Consider the following 16,640-nt stretch of genomic DNA (forward strand, 5'->3'; position numbering starts at 1 on the left):
GATTCCGCCTTGTTGGACATTCGACCTTGGCCTGTCTCGATCCATTGGCGCCGCACGCGGCATCGAGACGGGAGTGTCCGCGGAAGGCGTCCGGTTCCGGATCCGGTCAGGTTGAACCAGCCTGACCGACACATGCGTTAGCGATAGCCCATTCTCCGGTTGAGCAGGAGGAGCAGGCTGTTGCACGTCACCGCGACGATGGTCAGCAGCAGCGCCACCGCCATGATCGTGTCGATCTGGCCGATGTTGATGGCGCTGATCAACATGAAGCCGAGACCGCGCTGGGAGGCGAACATCTCGCCGATCAGCACGCCCAGCAGCGTGAGCGAGAACCCCAGCCGCACGCCGGAGATCACCTCGGGAAGGATCGCGGGCAGGATGACCGTGAAGGCCGATTGCGCCGAGGACAGCCGCAGCACCTGCGCGGTGCGCCGATAGACCGGCTTCATCTGCCGGATCGCGTTCATCGAGAACAGGGTGATCGGGATCAGCCCGTGCATCACGCCGAAGGCGATCTTGGCCGAGATGCCGAGGCCGAAGCAGAGCAGCACCAGCGGGTAGAGCACCACCTTGGGGATGGAATAGAGGTTGACGAGGATGGGCTCAGCGACGTTGCCGGCAAGCCGGCGCACCCCGAGCAGGATGCCGAGCGCGATGCCGCCGACCAGCGAGATCAGGAAGGCGGCGGCGAAGGCGCGCATGGTCTCCGCGACGTTCTGCCAGAATTCGGCGGTCGCCAGCAGCGAGCCCAGCTTCACGACGGTCTGGAAAGGAGAGGCCAGCGAGGAGGCGCCGACGAGGAGATGGAGCGTCTGCCAGAGCAGCAGGCAGAAGAGCAGGACGAGGGCGGTACCGGTGATCCTCGGCATGGCGATCACCGCTGCCTGCGCGCCTGAAGGCGCTTGTCGACATGGTTGAGCGCCGTGTTGACGATCGTGACGGTCACGAGGATCAGCAGCATCAGCGCGTACATGTGCCGGTTCTCGAAGTTGTTGTAGGCATAGGCGATCGCATAGCCGAGCCCCGAGCCCGACAGGATGAATTCCGAGGCGATCACGCCGATGAAGGCATAGGCGACCGACAGCTTGACGCCGGTGAAGAGGTAAGGGGCCGCGGCCGGCAATTCGATGAGCAGCGCCGTCTTCCAGCGCGGCATGCGATAGATCCGGGCGGTCTTGCGCAGGACACGCGGGATCCTGTCGATGCCGTTCAAGGTGGCCGTGATCATCGAAACGATCGCCAGCAGCACGGCGATGGCGATGATGGAGGCCGAGCCGACGCCGAAAAGGGTGATGAACACCGGATAGAACACGAAGGTCGGGATGGCGTAATAGCTCGCCAGTAGGGGCTCGAGCGCGTCGCGCAGGCCAGGCCAGGCGTGGATCGCCAGCCCCGCCACGAAGCCGAGGATCACCGAGAGCACCGCCGCGACGACGACATTCGTCAGGCTCACCGCAATGTCGGAGGCGTATTCGCCCGAGGCGAGAATCCGGCCGAGCTCCACCACCATCTGCGACGGCGGGATCATGACCGCGAGCGGAATGATGCCCAGCCGGCACATCAGCTCGACGGCGCCGATCAGCAGAGCGACGACCAGGAACCGCAGGCGCTTCTCCGACATGGCTCAGGCCTGTCCCGACGACATGATCTTCAGTGCCTCGACCCGCAGCTTGTCCCAGAGGCGGGCGGTGATGTCGCCGAAATGCGGGGTCGAGACGACGCGGCTGTCGCGGTCCCGCTCCCAGCCGGTCTCGACGAAATCGATGAAGGTTCCCGGCCGCGTCGACATCACGCCGACCCGGTCGGACAGCATCGCCGCCTCGTCCAGCGCGTGGGTGATGAGCAGCACCGTCGCGCCGGTCTCGCGCCAGAGCCGCAGCAATTCGTCGCCCATCAGCAGCCGCGTCTGCTGGTCGAGGGCGCCGAAGGGCTCGTCGAGCAGGATCAGCCGGGGCTGCATCACGAGTGTCCGTGCGATGCAGACGCGCTGGCGCATGCCGCCGGACAGCTGTGCCGGATATGAGGCGGCGAAGTCGCGCAACCCCATGAAGCCGACGGCGTAATCGACGCGCCGGGCGATTTCCGCCGGGTCGATGCCGGCACGACGCAGGCCGAAGGCGACGTTGTCGCGAACGCTGAGCCAGGGGAAGGAGGCATCTTCCTGGAAGACCACGCCGACGCCGTCCGGCACGTCCCGGATGGGCGCGCCCTCGAATTCGGCGACGCCCGCCTGCGGCCGGCTCAACCCCGCGAGAATGTCGAGCAAGGTGGATTTGCCGCAGCCGGAAGGACCGACGACGGAGAAGAACTCGCCCCTGCCCAAGTCGAGGTCCACGGGGCCGAGCGCATGCAGCTTGCCCTTGGGAAGGTCGAAGACCCGGGTGACGCCGCGGAGCCGGGCGTGAACGGCGGCGGGAACCTCGGATATCGCCAAAGAGTCGCTCCGTGCCTTCACCGCCGCGCCGATCATGACTTCGCCTGCAGATCGGGCGGCAGGTAGGATTTGTCCAGGATCGTGGACCAGTCGATATCGCTCTTGACCTCGCCGATCAGCTTCAGGCCCTCGACCATGCGGTTGAGCTCCTCGACACTGAACTCGCCCTCGCTCCACATATGCGGGCCGATCATGTTGTCGACGGCCTCCCTGGCGATCGGCGGGTCGAGCTTGTAGATCTTTTCGATGATCTTCGCAGTGCCCGCAGGGTCCTGGTAGACGGCCTGCACGCCGGCCCTGCGGCCCGCGATGATGGCCCTCAGCTTCGCCGGCTGCTCCTGCGCGAATTTGCGTGTGGTGATCCCCACCGACGTCGTCATCGGCTTGAGCACCTCGCCGGCCTTGTAGACCGTGCGATACTTGTCCTTGCGGATGATCGACAGCGGCTCGATGAGCACGGAAGCGGCAACGCCGCCCTGTTCCATCATCGTCAGGGCCGGGACATAGCCGCCGGCGGCGACCCGCTGAACCTTGCCCGGATCGATGCCCTTCTCGCGAAGGACCATCAGGAAGAGCATTTCCGAAACGGATTTCGGCGAAGTGATCGCGACCTTCTTGCCGATCAGATCCTCGAGGCTCCTGATGCCGGAATCGGGCATCGTCACCATCGAGGCCTCGGCCACGCTGCGCGTGCCCGTGTTGACGATGACGACGTCGAGGCCTTGTGCCTTGGCGGCGAGCGCCGCTGAGACCGCGACTTCGCCATAGGGTGTGTCGCTGGCGAGGATGTTGCGGACCGTGGTGCCGCCACCGCCGGAGCCGAGAATGCCGGTGATGTCGATGCCGGCCTGCTTGAACAGGCCCTTCTCCATGGAGACCGCATAGGGGGCGCCGTAGAGGCTCGCGCCCCATTGCGTCACCGAGATCTCTTCTGAATTCGCACTGGACTGAATAAAGAGTGTCGCCAGGGCGACCAGGGCACTCCGCACCTTCCGGTCGGATACGAATTTCATGGCTCTCTCCCGGCTCATCCGCGGCCGCCTTTTGACGTTTCCGCGGGTCTGAAATTCATTTGTATGCCAATAAAAACGCCGATCGGGCGCCTTGTCAATCGAAGGATTCGAGGCCGACTTGGGCCCAGCTTGGGCTCACCTTGCCGGGCCACCTTGGGCGGCCGCGCTGGCGAGGAAAAAATCGACATGAGACGGAAAGCCTTCCGGTTTCGGCAGCCGGCTCGACATGACGGGCCCGGGCAATGGATGGTCGATCAGGTCGCCTCGACCTGGTCGGTGCGGCTCCCCGCCGATCCCTGCTCCGACGGACGCCGGCGGGCACTCAGCTTGCTCATCCAGAGATAGATGATCGGGGTCGTGTAGAGCGTGAGGATCTGGCTGAGGATCAGGCCGCCGACGATGGTGATGCCGAGCGGGCGGCGCAGCTCCGCGCCGGGGCCTGTTGCGATCATCAGAGGGACCGCGCCGAGCATGGCCGAGAGCGTCGTCATCAGGATCGGCCGGAAGCGTTCCAGGCAGGCGTCGAAGATCGCCTCGCGCGGGGTCTCGCCGCGCTGCCGCTCGGCGCTGATCGCGAAATCGACCAGCATGATGCCGTTCTTCTTGACGATGCCGATCAGCAGGATGATGCCGATGAAGGCGATGATGGTGAGATCGGCGCCGGCGATCCGCAGCGCGATCAGCGCCCCCAGGCCCGCGGAGGGCAGGGTGGAGAGGATCGTCACCGGGTGGATCAGGCTCTCATAGAGCACGCCGAGGATGATGTAGACGGCGAGGATCGCGACCAGGATCATCATGCCCTGGCTGCCGGCTCCTTGCGCGAAAGCCTTGGCGTCGCCAGCGAATTCGGCGCGCAGCGAAGCCGGCATATGCAGCGCCTCGACCGCGGCGACCACGGCGTCGCTCGCCTCCTGCAAACCGACGCCGGGGGCGAGATCATAGGTGATCGTCACCGCCGGGAACTGGCCCTGATGGTTGATGACCAGCGGCGCCGTGCCGCGCTCGACCTTGACGAGGCTGCGAAGCGGCACCTGCGCGCCGTTGCGGCCGGGCACGTAGAGATCGAGGATGTCGCCCGGATCGCGGCTGCGTGAGGGCGCGACCTCGAGGACGACCCGGTACTGGTTGCGCGCGCCGTAGATCGTCGAGATCTGGCGCTGGCTGAAGGCGTCCGACAGGACGTTGTCGATGTCCTGGATCGCGACGCCGAGCTGCGACGCCTTGTTGCGGTCGATCACGACATTGGCCTGCAGACCGCCCTGTTCGCGATCGGTCGCGACGTCGACGATCTCCGGCAGCGTGCGCAGGCGCTCCAGCACCTTGGGCACCCATTCTTCCAGCTCGGGCAGGTTCGGGTCCCAGAGCGTGAACTGGTATTGCGAGCGGCCCTGCCGCCCGCCGGCGCGGACGTCCTGGATCGGCGTCAGGAAGATGCGCAGGCCCGGAATCGAGCCCAGGCGCCCGCGCAGGCGGTTGACCACCTGCGCCGAGCTCAGGCCGCGCTCCTCCAGCGGCTTCAGGCTGACGAAGAAGCGCCCGGTATTGACCGAGCCGCTGCCGCCGCCGATGAAGGAGGCGACGCCGAGCACCGCGGGATCCGATGCAACGACGGCCGCGCCCCGCTGCTGGAGCTGCGCCATCGCCGGGAAGGAGATGTCGGTCGAGGCCTGGGTGAAGCCGATGATCAGGCCGGTGTCGTCCTGAGGGAAATAGCCCTTCGGCGCGCTGCGGAACATCTGCACGGTCAGCGCGACCGTCGCGATCATCACGATCAGCATGAACCAGCTATGCTGCAGCACGACCCTGAGCGTGCTGGCATAGAAGCGCGTCATCGCCGAGAGCACGCTCTCCACCGCCCGGTCGAAGCGGCTCGGCACATGCGGCCCGGTCTTGAGGAAATGCGCGCAGATCATCGGCGTGACGCTGAGCGAGACCGCCGTCGAGACCAGGATGGCGAAGGTCAGCGTCAGGGTGAATTCGCGGAAGAAGCGGCCGGCCACTCCGTCCATGAAGAAGAGCGGAATGAAGGCCGCGATCAGCGACAGGCTGATCGAGACGACGGTGAAGCCGATCTGGCCGGCGCCAAGCAGGGCGGCGCGCAGGGGCGACAGGCCGCGGGCGACGTTGCGCTCGATGTTCTCGATCATGACGATGGCGTCGTCCACGACGAAGCCGACCGAGATCGTCACCGCCATCAGCGAGAGATTGTCGAGCGTGAAGCCGGCGAGCCACATCGCCGCGAAGGTGCCGGCGATCGAGAGCGGCACGGTGACGCCGGCAGCGACGGTCAGTGTCGTGCGCCGCAGGAACAGGAAGACGACCAGCATCACCAGGGCAATGGAGATCAGCAGCGTGTGCTGGATATCCGCGATCGAGGCGCGGATCGTCACCGTGCGGTCCGACATGATCGAGAACTGGATGCCGGCGGGCACCCATTTCTGGATCTCGGGCAGCAGCGCCTTCACCCGGTCGACCGTGTCGATGACGTTGGCGTCGGCCTGCTTGGTCATGGTGATGAGGATGGCCGGCTTGCCGTTGTACCAGCCGGCGGCGCGGCTGTTGCGCACGCCGCGCTCCACCGTCGCGACATCGGCGAGCCGGACCACGGTGCCCTTGGCCGAGCGCACGACGATGTCGCCGTAATCCTCCGGCTGCCGGATCTGGTTGTTGGCGGAGAGCGTCTCGCTCTGGTGCGTCCCGTCGAAGGAGCCGACCGCGGACACCGTATTGGCGTTGACGATGGCGGTGCGGATCGTGTCGAGGCTCAGGCCCATGGCGGCAAGCTGGGCCGGGTCGAGGCGCACGCGGATCGCCGGCTGCTCGGCACCGGCGACCGTGACCTCGCCGACGCCTTCGACCTGGGAAATGCGCTGGGCGATGACGGTGTCGGCCGCGTCGTACATCGCGCTTGGCGTCATCGTGTCCGAGGTCAGCGCCAGGATCAGGATCGGGGCGGCGTTGGGATTGGCCTTGCGGAATTGCGGCAGTGTCGGCAGGTCGCCCGGCAGGTCGGTCGCGGCGGCGTTGAGCGCCGCCTGCACGTCACGGGCGGCGCTGTCGGTGTTTCGCGTCAGGTCGAATTGCAGCACGATCTGAGTCGAGCCGAGCGAACTCGTCGAGGTGATCTCGGTGACGCCGGGGATCGAGCCGAGCCGCCGCTCCAGCGGCGCGGCGACGCTGCCGGCCATGGTCGCGGGGTCGGCGCCGGGGCGGCCGGCGAAGACGCGGATCGTCGGGAAGTCGACGCTCGGCAGGCTCGCCACCGGCAGGAACATGTAGGCGACCATGCCGACGAGGAAGAGGCCGATCGCCATCAGCGCGGTGCCGACCGGGCGCAGGATGAAGGCGTCGGAGAGACCCCGCACCGTCTTCCAGCCCTTGTCCTCCTCGGGCGCCGCGCTCATTCGGCCGCCTCCGGCCCCGGATATGGCACGACGCCGTCACGGCCGCCGCCGAGGCGCCGGCGCAGCCGTTCCAATGCCAGGTAGATCACGGGCGTCGTGTAGAGCGTCAGCAACTGGCTGAGCAGCAGGCCGCCGATGATGGTGATGCCGAGTGGCTGGCGCAATTCGCTGCCGGTTCCGGTCGCCAGCGCCAGGGGCAGGGCGCCGAAAAGAGCCGCGAGCGTCGTCATCATGATCGGGCGGAAGCGCAGCCGGCAGGCCTTGACGATGGCGTCTTCCGGCGAAAGGCCCTCGTTGCGCTCGGCGTCGAGCGCGAAGTCGATCATCATGATCGCGTTCTTCTTGACGATGCCCATCAGCAGGATGATGCCGATCAGCGCCACGATCGAGAGCTCGCGGCCGGTCACGATGAGCGCGAGCAGGGCGCCGACGCCCGCCGAGGGCAGGGTCGTCAGGATCGTGAAGGGGTGGACATAGCTCTCGTAGAGCACGCCGAGCACCAGGTAGATCGTCACGATGGCGGCCAGGATCAGCCAGGGCTGGTTGGCGAGCGAGCGGTTGAACTCGGCCGCGTCGGCGCTGAAGCTGCCCGAGATCGAGGTCGGCATGCCGATTTCCCGCTCGACGGCGGCGATCATCGTGACCGCATCGCCCAAAGCCGCGCCCGCCGCGAGGTCGAAGCTGACGGTAGCGGCCGGAAACTGCTCCTGATGGGCGATCGAGAGCGGCGCCGTCTCGCGGATCAGGCGTGTGAAGGAGGAAAGCGGCACCTGCACGCTGTTCTGCGTCACCGTGGTGTTGCCAGCGCTGTTGGTCTGCCCCTGCGTGTTGGTGTTGCCGGTGACGTAGAGCTTCGTCAGCGACGAGGGATCGCGCAGATATTGCGGCGCGGCCTCCAGGATCACGCGGTACTGGTTCGACTGCTCGTAGATCGTCGCGATCTGGCGCTGGCCGAAGGCGTCGTAGAGCGTGTCGTTCACCGCCTGAATGGAGATGCCGAGCCGCCCCGCCTTGGCCCGGTCGATCTCGACATGGGCGCGCAAGCCCCCGTCCTGCGTCTCGTTGGCAACGTTGCGCACCAGCGGCTCGCGGCGCAGCGCTTCCGAGAGCTTGCGTGCCCATTCCATCACCTGCGCCTGGTCGGCGCCGGTCAGCGTGTACTGATATTGCGAGCGGCTGGCGCGCGTCGTGATCTGGATGTCCTGGACCGGCTGGACATAGGTCACGGCACCGGGGATCGCGGCGGCCGCGGCCCGCAGCCGTTCGGCGATCGTCACGGCGTCGTCGCGGCGCTCGTCCTTGGGGCGCAGCGTCACGGTCAGGCGGGCGGTGTTCAGCGTGGCGTTGGCCTGGCCGATGCCGAGCACGGAGACGATGCCGGTGACGTCGGGGTCCCGCTCGAAGGTCTGTGTCACCTGCTCCTGCAGCCGCTTCATCTCGTTGAAGGAGACGTCGGGTGAGGCTTCGAGGACGACGCTGAGCTGGCCGGTATCCTGGCTCGGCAGGAAGCCCTTGGGAATGACGATGTACATCCACACCGTCAGCGCGAGGGTCGCGACGGTCGCCAGCAACACGAGGCCGCGCGCCTTCAGCGCCCAGCCGAGCGTCACGTCGTAGAGCCGGGCCATCGCCGAGACCGGCCATTCGGCCGCGCGCATGAGCCAGTTCTCGCGCTCATGCCCGGTATGGCGCAGCAGGCGGGCGCACATCATCGGCGTCAGCGTCAGCGAGACCACTGCCGAGACCACCACCGCGATGGTCAGCGTCAGGGCGAATTCGCGGAACATCCGGCCGACGAGACCGGTCATGAACAGCAGTGGGATGAAGACCGCGACGAGCGAGACGGTGAGCGAGATGACGGTGAAGCCGATCTCGCGCGCGCCGTCATAGGCGGCCTGCAGCGGCTTCTTGCCCTGCTCCATATTGCGCACGATGTTCTCGATCATCACGATCGCATCGTCGACCACGAAGCCGGTGCCGATGGTCAGCGCCATCAGCGAGAGGTTGTCGAGGCTGAAGCCGGCAAGCCACATCACCGCGAAGGTCGCGATCAGCGACAGCGGCAGGGCGACGCCGGCGATGATCGTCCCCCGGACCGTCCGCAGGAACAGCAGCACGACCAGCACCACCAGCGCGCAGGCGAGCACCAGCGTGAACTGCACGTCGGCGATCGAGGCGCGGATCGTCTCGGTGCGGTCGCTGACCACCTGCAGATCGACGCCGGCCGGCATGCCGTTCTTCAGGCGCGGAATTTCCTGCTTCACCTGCGCGACCGTGGCGACGATGTTGGCGCCGGGCTGGCGCATGACGTCGATCACCACCGCCGTCTTGCCGCGGAACCAGGCGCCGATGCGGCTGTTCTCGAGGTCCTCCAGCACCACCGCCACATCGCGCAGGAAGACCGGGGCGCCGCTGCGATAGGCGACGACGATGTCGCGATAGGCCGCGGCGCTGCCGATCTGGTCGTTGGCGCTGATCGTGTAGGCCTGATGGTTGCCGTCGAGCGCGCCCTTGGCGCCGGCGACATTGGCGTTGACGATGGCGGTGCGTAGATCCTCCATGCCGAGCCCGTAGGAGGCGAGCCTGGCAAGGTCGGCCTGGATGCGGATGGCGGGACGCACGCCGCCCTCGATCGAGACATGGCCGACGCCGGAAACCTCGGAGAGCCGCGGCGACAGCAGCGTGTCGGCGAGGTCGCTGAGCTGGCGCAGCGAGACGGTGTCCGAAGTCAGCGCCAGCACCATGATCGGCGCATCGGCCGGATTGATCTTCGCGTAGGTCGGCGGGTAGGGCAGGGTGCGCGGCAGCGTCGAGCCCGCTGCGTTGATCGCCGATTGCACGTCCTGCGCGGCGGCGTCGATGTCGCGGTCGAGATCGAATTGCAGCGTGATCTGGCTGAGGCCGAAGGAGCTCTGCGAATACATCGTCGAGAGCGAGGGGATCTGTCCGAACTGGCGCTCCAGCGGGGCTGTGACCAGCGAGGCGATGGTCTCAGGGTTCGCGCCCGGCAATTGCGTGGTGATCTGGATCGTCGGGAAATCGACCTGCGGCAGGGCCGAGACCGGCAGGCGCAGATAGCCGAGGATGCCGCACAGCAGCACGGCGACGCCGAGCAGGGAGGTCGCGATGGGCCGGCTGATGAAAGGCGCGGACACGCTCATCGCGGCTGCCCCGTCATGGCTGCGCTTGCGGTCTTTGTGCCCCGGATCCGCCGCCGGGGGAAGCCTCGCCGTTCGGCCGGCCGCCCTCGCGGCGCGTGGCTCCTGGCGCCGCCCCGTCCCGCCGCGGCCGCGGCTGACCGTCGGCCGAGGGCGCAGTAGCCGGTGCGGACGGCGCCTCCGGCGCCGGAGCCGCGGAACCCGCTCCCGCGCCCGCCGCATTGCCGCCGGCCTGATCGCCTTGCCGGCGCTGCCCCTGTCCTTGCCCGGGCTCGCGCACGCCGCGTCGGCCGGGCGCGGTGGCCGGCGGCTGGGCGGCGTCCTCGGGGGTGGTGACGCGGACCTTGGCCTTGTCGGTCAGGCGTGCGAAGCCAGTGGTGACGAGCTTCGCCGGCGGCTCGACGCCCGAGGCGATCACGGCCGTCGTCTCATTCTGCTGGCCGACCGTGACATTGACGAGGCGGACCGTCTCGTCGTCGTTGACCACGAAGACGTAAGCTCCGTTCGGCCCGCGCTGGACTGCGGCGGTCGGCGCGACGACGACGTTCTTCAGCATGTCGACGAAGACCCGGACATTGACGAACTGGCCGGGCCAGAGCTGGAGCCGGTCGTTCGGGAAGCGCGCCTTGACCTTGATGGTGCCGGTGGTCTGGTCGACGACGTTGTCGATGACCTCGACGACGCCCCTGTCGATGATCGTCGTGCCGTCGGAGTCGAGAGCATCGACCTCGACCGGCCCGCGCGCGACGGCCGCGCTGACGGCGCGAAGCTGCTGCTGCGGCAGGTTGAAGATCATGGCGATCGGTTTGAGCTGGGTGATGACGACGAGGCCGTTCGTGTCCGAAGCGCGCACGATATTGCCCTGGTCGACCTGCCGGATGCCGAGGCGGCCGTCGATCGGCGCGCGGATCGTGGTGTAGTCGAGAATGGCCTTGGCGTTGTCGATCGCGCCCTGGTCGGAGCGAACCTGCGCCTCGAGCTGCGCCACCGTGGCGCGCTGGGTGTCGGCCTGCTGGCGCGAGCCATAATCGGTCTGGGCGAGCTTGGCGTAGCGTTCGAGATCGGCGCGGGCATTGGCGAGCTGCGCCTCGTCCTGCGCCTTCTTGGCCATGGCCTGGTCGTACTGCGCCTGATAGGTCGCAGGGTCGATCTTCGCCAGCACGTCGCCCTTCTTGACGTCCTGCCCGTCCTTGAAGGCGATTTCGAGCAGCCGGCCGTCGACCTGCGTGCGGGCGGTCACGGTGTTCAGGGCCTGGATCGTGCCGACCGCATCGGCGGTGACCGGAACGTCGTCACGGCGGGCAGGGGTCGCGATGACGGGGATGGCTCCTTCGTTGCCGCCCAGACGAGCGCCACGCCGCCCGCCGCGCTGGCCCTGGGCCGCCTCGCTGTCCCCGCTGGAAGGCAGCCAGCCGCCATTGTAGCTGTGCCACCCCCAGGCGGCCGCGGCGAGCAGCAGGATGAGCAGAAGCCGTTTCATGGCGCGGTCTCGGTGGCGGCGATGGCGGCCTTGCGGTCGGCGTCGGTCCAGCCGCCGCCCAGCGCCTTGAACAGGTCGACATAGGAGATCAGCTTCTGGAGCTTGATCTGCGAGAGCTGGTCCTGCGCCTGGAACAGGGTCTGCTGGGTGTTCAGCAGCGTGACGATGTCGATGGTGCCCTCGCGCAGCCTCTGCTCCGTGATGGTGTAGGCGCGCCGGGCGGAGGCGACCGTGTCCGCCTGCAGGCGTTCGTGGCGGGTGTTCTCCTGGATGGCGATCAGGGCATTTTCGACATCGGCGAAGGCGCTGACGATGGTCTTGCGATAGGTCGCGATCAGCTCGTCGGCCGTGCCCCGCTCCAGTTCCACCCTGGCTTTGAGATTGCCGCCATCGAGAATCGGCTGCACCAGCCCCGCCGCGGCCGAGGCGAAGGCCGCGTCGGGGCGCAGCAGGTTCTTCAGCAATGCGCTTTCGAGGCCGCCCTGTCCGGTCAGGCTAATGCTCGGGAACAGAGCCGCGCGGGCGGCGTGGAGCGTCGCTTCCTGCGAGGTCAGGCGCGCCTCGGCCTCGGCGATGTCCGGCCGGCGCTGCAGCAGCTGCGAGGGCAGGCCGGCGCGCACGGAGGGCACAGCGACCGCGTTCAGGCTGCCGCCCTTGATCGCGACGGCGGCCGGCGTCTCGCCGACCAGCACGGCAAGCGTGACCTTGGCCTGGCGCAGGGAGAGTTCCAGCGGGGGCACCGAGGCCTTCTGCTGCGCGACGACGCTCTCCTGCTGGGCGATGTCGAGCTGGGTGGCGGTGCCCACAGCGAGCCGGGCGCGGATGACGGCGAGCGTCCGCTCAGCGGCCGCGATGTTCTCGCGGGCGATGGTCAGCCGGTCCTGCGCCGCCAGAACCTGGAAATAGGTGCTCGCTACGCTGGCGACGGCAGTGAGCGCCACCACGTCGCGGTCGAAGCGCGTCGCCTCGGCGGCGAAGCGGCCCGCATCGGCGGTCGCGCGGTTCTTGCCCCAGAAGTCGAGTTCATAGCTCGCCGAGAGGCCGAGGCTGAACTGATTGCCGACGCTCTCGCTGAACGGTCCGCGCTTGGAGCTCAGCGTACCCGGCCGCAGGCTGCGCGAGCCGTCGACCGAGCCGCTCAGCGTGGGGTAGAGCGCTGCGGCCGAAATGCGTGACTGCGCATCGGCCTGCCTGATTCGCGTCATGGCGATGGCGATGTCGAAATTCTCCCCGAGCGTTCGATCGACCAGCCTGTTCAGCTCGCTCGACCGGAACAGGCGCGGCCAGTCCGGCGAAACGGCCGGCGCGGCACGGCGCTCTCCCGCGGCGTAACCGGGCGTGACGGCGACGCCCAGTTCCGGGCGCTGATCTGCCGGCAGGCAGGCTCCCAGGCCGATGGCGGCGGCAGCGGCGCAGGCGAGGCGGGAGAGGGAACGTCCGACCGCGTGTCCCGCAAGATCACGCCTGTAGCCCGGCACCATTCCGCTCTTCTCCAGCCTCGATCAAAAAGAACGCGGAACACGACGCAACAGACGCTGCTTCTAGTTTGAACGGCCGACAAGAGAAAGTGAATTTCTCTTCATGTTCGCGCCTGCGACTGCGCGCGGCCGACTAGAGGTGGGGGATTCGACCGGAACAGTGTCCGCGATCCGGAAATTGGCCGGAATGCCTGAGAGCTCTCAATAGATCCGCCGGGGATCAAGAGCGTCGCGCAAGCCGTCCCCGAGCAGATTGACGGCGAGGACCGTTGCCGAGAGAAACGCCGCCGGGATCAGGACGATATAGAACTTGAGCTGCCAGAGTGTGCGCCCCTCGGCCATGATGTTACCCCAGGAGGGCGTGATCGGCGGTGTGCCGGCGCCGATGAAGGAGAGCACAGCCTCCGTGACCATGGCGGCCGCGCAGATATAGGTCGCCTGGACGATCAGCGGCGACAGGGAGTTCGGCAGGATGTGGCGGACGATGATTCTCGGCGTGCTCGCCCCGGCGGCGATCGCGGCCTCGACATAGGGCTGTTCGCGCAAGGAGAGCACCGTCGAGCGGACGAGCCGGGTCACGCGCGGGATCTCGACGATGGTCAGGGCGACGATCACGTTGATGACCGAGCCTTTCGTCAAAGCCATCAGCGCGATCGCCAGGAGCATGGAGGGGATCGACATCAGGCCGTCCATGATCCGCATGACGACGACGTCGACCCGCTTGATGAAGCCCGCGATCAAACCCAGAAAGAGCCCTCCGATCGAGGAGAGCACCGCGACGGAGAACCCGACCAGCAGCGAGATGCGGGCGCCATACAGAACGCGCGAATAGAGATCGCGCCCGAGCATGTCGGTGCCGAAGAGGAACTGGGCCGAGGGCTCGCGCAGCCGGCGCGCCAGCGACGTCGCGGTCGGGTCGATCGTGCCGAGCAGGGGAGCGAAGATCGCCATCGCGACCATGGCTACGAGCACGGTCGCGCCGAACGGGATCGTCGGGTGCCGCTGCATCTGCTTGAGGGCCGCCGAAAGCCGCGAGCCCTCCGCGCGCATGGATGCGGCCCCGGCGTGAAATGTGGACGAGCTCAATAGCGGATCCTCGGATCGACGAGCGTGTAGATGAGGTCCACGGCCAGGTTGACGAGCACGTAGACGAAGGAGAACACCAGCACGAGCCCCTGGATGACCGGGTAGTCGCGGCGGAGGATGGCATCGACGGTCAATCGCCCCATTCCGGGGATGGTGAAAACGGTTTCGGTGACTACCGTGCCGCCGATCAGGGCGGCGAAGCCGATGCCGATGACGGTGATCACCGGGACCGCGCCATTCTTGAGCGCGTGGAGGAAGAGGACCTTGCGAGGTCCCAGCCCCTTGGCGCGGGCCGTCCGGACATAGTCCTGCTGCAGCACTTCGAGCATGGATGCCCGCGTGATCCGGGCGATCAGGACGATATAGACGAAGCCGAGCGTGATCGCGGGCAGGATCAATCGCTGCAGCCAGGGCCAGACGCCCTCGGAAAGCGGCGTGTAGCCCTGCGGTGGCAGCCATTGCAGCTTCAGGGCGAAGACCCAGGCGAGGATGTATCCGACCACGAAGAGCGGCACCGAAAAGCCGACGACGGAGACGCTCATGATCGCGCGGTCGATCCAGCTTCCGCTCTTCCAGGCCGCGACGACACCGAGCGGGACGGCGATCGCGATCGACAGGATGAGGGTCAGCAGCATCACCGACAGCGTCGGGCCGACCCGCTCCGCCATCAGCGACGTCACCGGCTGGCCGGTGAAGACCGAGTTGCCGAGATCGAAATGGACGAGGCGCCAGAGCCAGCTGCCGAACTGGACCAGGAAAGACTGATCCAGCCCCAGGCTCTGCCGGATGCGGTCGATATCGGCGGCCGAGGCCTGGTCGCCGGCGATCATCGTGGCGGGGTCGCCGGGCGCCAGGAACAGCAACGAGAACACCGTCAGGGCGACGACCAGCATGACCGGAATCGTCGCCAGGATGCGCTTCACGATATAGGCGAGCATTGGATCACCTGCTGCACGCCGGGGAGAGTGACCGCGTCAGCCACGACGGATGTTCCAGAACACGGTGGCGGTGCGCACGCGATCGACGAGGTCTTTCTTCAGCGCGGTCTGCCGATAGATGGCGCCGAGCGGGATCGCCGGCAGCTCGTCCATGCCCACGACCTGCATCTCCTGGGCGATGCGCTTGCGCTCGTCGGGCGAGGGCGAATTCAGCCAGGCGTCGCGGAGCTCCTCCAGCTTGGGGATCGTCGGCCAGCCGAACCAGGCGTTGCGGCCGTTGCCGCGCAGCATGATGTTCGTACCGGGATCGACGAACCAGCTGCCCGGGAAGAGCCAGCAGCTCATCGACCAGCCGCCCTTGTCGACCGGCTCCTCCGAGCGACGGCGCTGCGCGACCGAGGCGTTGTCGAGCAGCGCGATATCGAGGTTCAGGCCGAGCTTGCCCAACATGTCCGCCGCAACCTGGGCCAGGGGCGTGGTCGAGGCCGGGCTGTCGGCGGCGCCGAGCAGCCTGACACGCTCATTGGCGTAGCCGGCCTCCTTCAGCAGTTGCCTGGCCTTCTCGATGCTGCGCGGCCCTTTCAGAGGGTCGAGCCCGGCTTCGCTGGCCAGTGCGGTTCCGGGCGGGAAAAAGCCGGTGCCCGTCGCGAAGTTCTGCGGATTGGTGCCGGCCACCGCCATGCAGAATTCCGCCTGGTCGATGGCCGGAAGCAGCGCCTGACGGATCTTCTTGTTGTCGAACGGAGCGTTGAGGGCGTTGAGCCGCATCATCGCCATCGAGGGGATGTCCTCGAGCCGTGGCAGGTCGATATCCTTGAAGCCTGCAAGCAGCTCGACCGTCTCGGAGGTCGGGCCGCCGATCCAGTCGACATCGCCCGTCTGGAGGGCTGCGGCGGCCGTCGCCGCATCGGGGATGCGGCGCCATTCCACCCTGTCGAAATGGACCATCTTGGGTCCGGCGGTGAGGCCGCTCGCGGTGTTCGGCGTCGGCTTGTAGCCCTGGAATTTCTCGAAGACGGCGAGATTGCCGAGCTGGAACTCATCGGCCTTGAACCTGAAGGGCCCCGATCCGGTCCTGTCGGTGATCTGCGTCTTCACATCCGTCTGCGCGACGCGCTCGGGCATGATCAAGGGCACCGGCGCGCTGAGCTGTCCGAGGATCGCCGGGAGGATCGGGAAGGGACGCTTCAACCGGAAGCGCAAGGTGCGGTCGTCGATCGCGACGAGCTCGTCGGTCAGCGCAAACAGCGTCGCACCCATCGGGGCGGCCTGCGACCAGCGTTTCAGGCTCGCGACGCAATCGCGGGCCCGGATCGGCTCGCCGTCATGGAAGGTGATGTCGCTGCGCAGGGTGATCGTGCAGCTGCGGCCGTCATCGCCCCACAGGAAGCCTTCGGCGAGCTGCGGCTGCGGCTGGAAATTCGCGTCCAGCCCGAACAGCGTGTCGTAGATCATGTAGCCGTAGTCGCGGGTGATATCGACGGTCGACCACATCGGATCGAAGATGGTCAGGTCCGTGTAGGGCACGAAGCGCAGCACCTTCTGCCGGGATGACTGCGAAAGCGCAGGCGCGCTGATCCCCGCCAGAGCCGCGGCGGCGCCGGCCTTCATGAAACTGCGTCGGTCCATGATGGTCCCCTTTTCGTGTC

General features: G+C 67.3%; 11 protein-coding genes. All 11 read right to left on the minus strand.

The features are described 5' to 3' along the window. Positions 1-137: 137 nt before the first annotated feature. The 11 genes from IED13_RS12575 to IED13_RS12625 all read right to left on the minus strand — a co-directional run bounded on the left by IED13_RS12575 (position 138) and on the right by IED13_RS12625 (position 16,620). A complete protein-coding gene (locus IED13_RS12575) occupies positions 138-869 on the minus strand; it encodes an ABC transporter permease (protein WP_112762387.1) in 732 nt (243 codons plus the stop codon). A 5-nt stretch (positions 870-874) separates the two neighbouring features. Continuing rightward, on the minus strand, positions 875-1,621 hold the full coding sequence (locus IED13_RS12580; RefSeq protein ID WP_191124359.1) for an ABC transporter permease: 747 nt from the start codon (positions 1,619-1,621) through the stop codon (positions 875-877). 3 nt (positions 1,622-1,624) lie between these two features. After that, positions 1,625-2,434 carry an ABC transporter ATP-binding protein gene (locus IED13_RS12585; RefSeq protein ID WP_248312561.1) on the minus strand — a complete coding sequence of 270 codons (810 nt, stop codon included), beginning with the start codon at positions 2,432-2,434 and terminating at the stop codon, positions 1,625-1,627. A 32-nt stretch (positions 2,435-2,466) separates the two neighbouring features. Further along, complete coding sequence (locus tag IED13_RS12590; protein ID WP_112762314.1) at positions 2,467-3,447, minus strand: ABC transporter substrate-binding protein; 981 nt, start codon at positions 3,445-3,447, stop codon at positions 2,467-2,469. 254 nt (positions 3,448-3,701) lie between these two features. Continuing rightward, positions 3,702-6,851 (minus strand): efflux RND transporter permease subunit, encoded by a 3,150-nt coding sequence (locus IED13_RS12595; protein ID WP_191124360.1) that lies wholly within the window; start codon positions 6,849-6,851, stop codon positions 3,702-3,704. Beyond that, positions 6,848-10,012: an efflux RND transporter permease subunit gene (locus tag IED13_RS12600; protein WP_038365703.1), complete on the minus strand. Its 3,165-nt coding sequence runs from the start codon at positions 10,010-10,012 to the stop codon at positions 6,848-6,850. Before IED13_RS12600 ends, IED13_RS12595 begins: the two co-directional genes overlap by 4 nt. Before the next feature lie 13 nt (positions 10,013-10,025). Then, positions 10,026-11,489, minus strand: a complete 1,464-nt coding sequence (locus tag IED13_RS12605; RefSeq protein ID WP_191124361.1) for an efflux RND transporter periplasmic adaptor subunit — start codon at positions 11,487-11,489, stop codon at positions 10,026-10,028. After that, positions 11,486-12,970, minus strand: a complete 1,485-nt coding sequence (locus IED13_RS12610; protein ID WP_051988302.1) for an efflux transporter outer membrane subunit — start codon at positions 12,968-12,970, stop codon at positions 11,486-11,488. The genes IED13_RS12605 and IED13_RS12610 overlap by 4 nt, the downstream gene beginning before the upstream one ends. Positions 12,971-13,168: 198 nt before the next feature. Continuing rightward, complete coding sequence (locus tag IED13_RS12615) at positions 13,169-14,017, minus strand: ABC transporter permease (RefSeq protein ID WP_191124362.1); 849 nt, start codon at positions 14,015-14,017, stop codon at positions 13,169-13,171. Positions 14,018-14,049: 32 nt separating this feature from the next. After that, positions 14,050-14,991 (minus strand): ABC transporter permease, encoded by a 942-nt coding sequence (locus tag IED13_RS12620; protein WP_113252252.1) that lies wholly within the window; start codon positions 14,989-14,991, stop codon positions 14,050-14,052. Between the two features lie 36 nt (positions 14,992-15,027). Next, on the minus strand, positions 15,028-16,620 hold the full coding sequence (locus IED13_RS12625; RefSeq protein ID WP_191124363.1) for an ABC transporter substrate-binding protein: 1,593 nt from the start codon (positions 16,618-16,620) through the stop codon (positions 15,028-15,030). Positions 16,621-16,640 lie beyond the last annotated feature (20 nt).

This window comes from Allobosea spartocytisi (assembly GCF_014764685.1).
GTDB lineage: Bacteria > Pseudomonadota > Alphaproteobacteria > Rhizobiales > Beijerinckiaceae > Allobosea > Allobosea spartocytisi.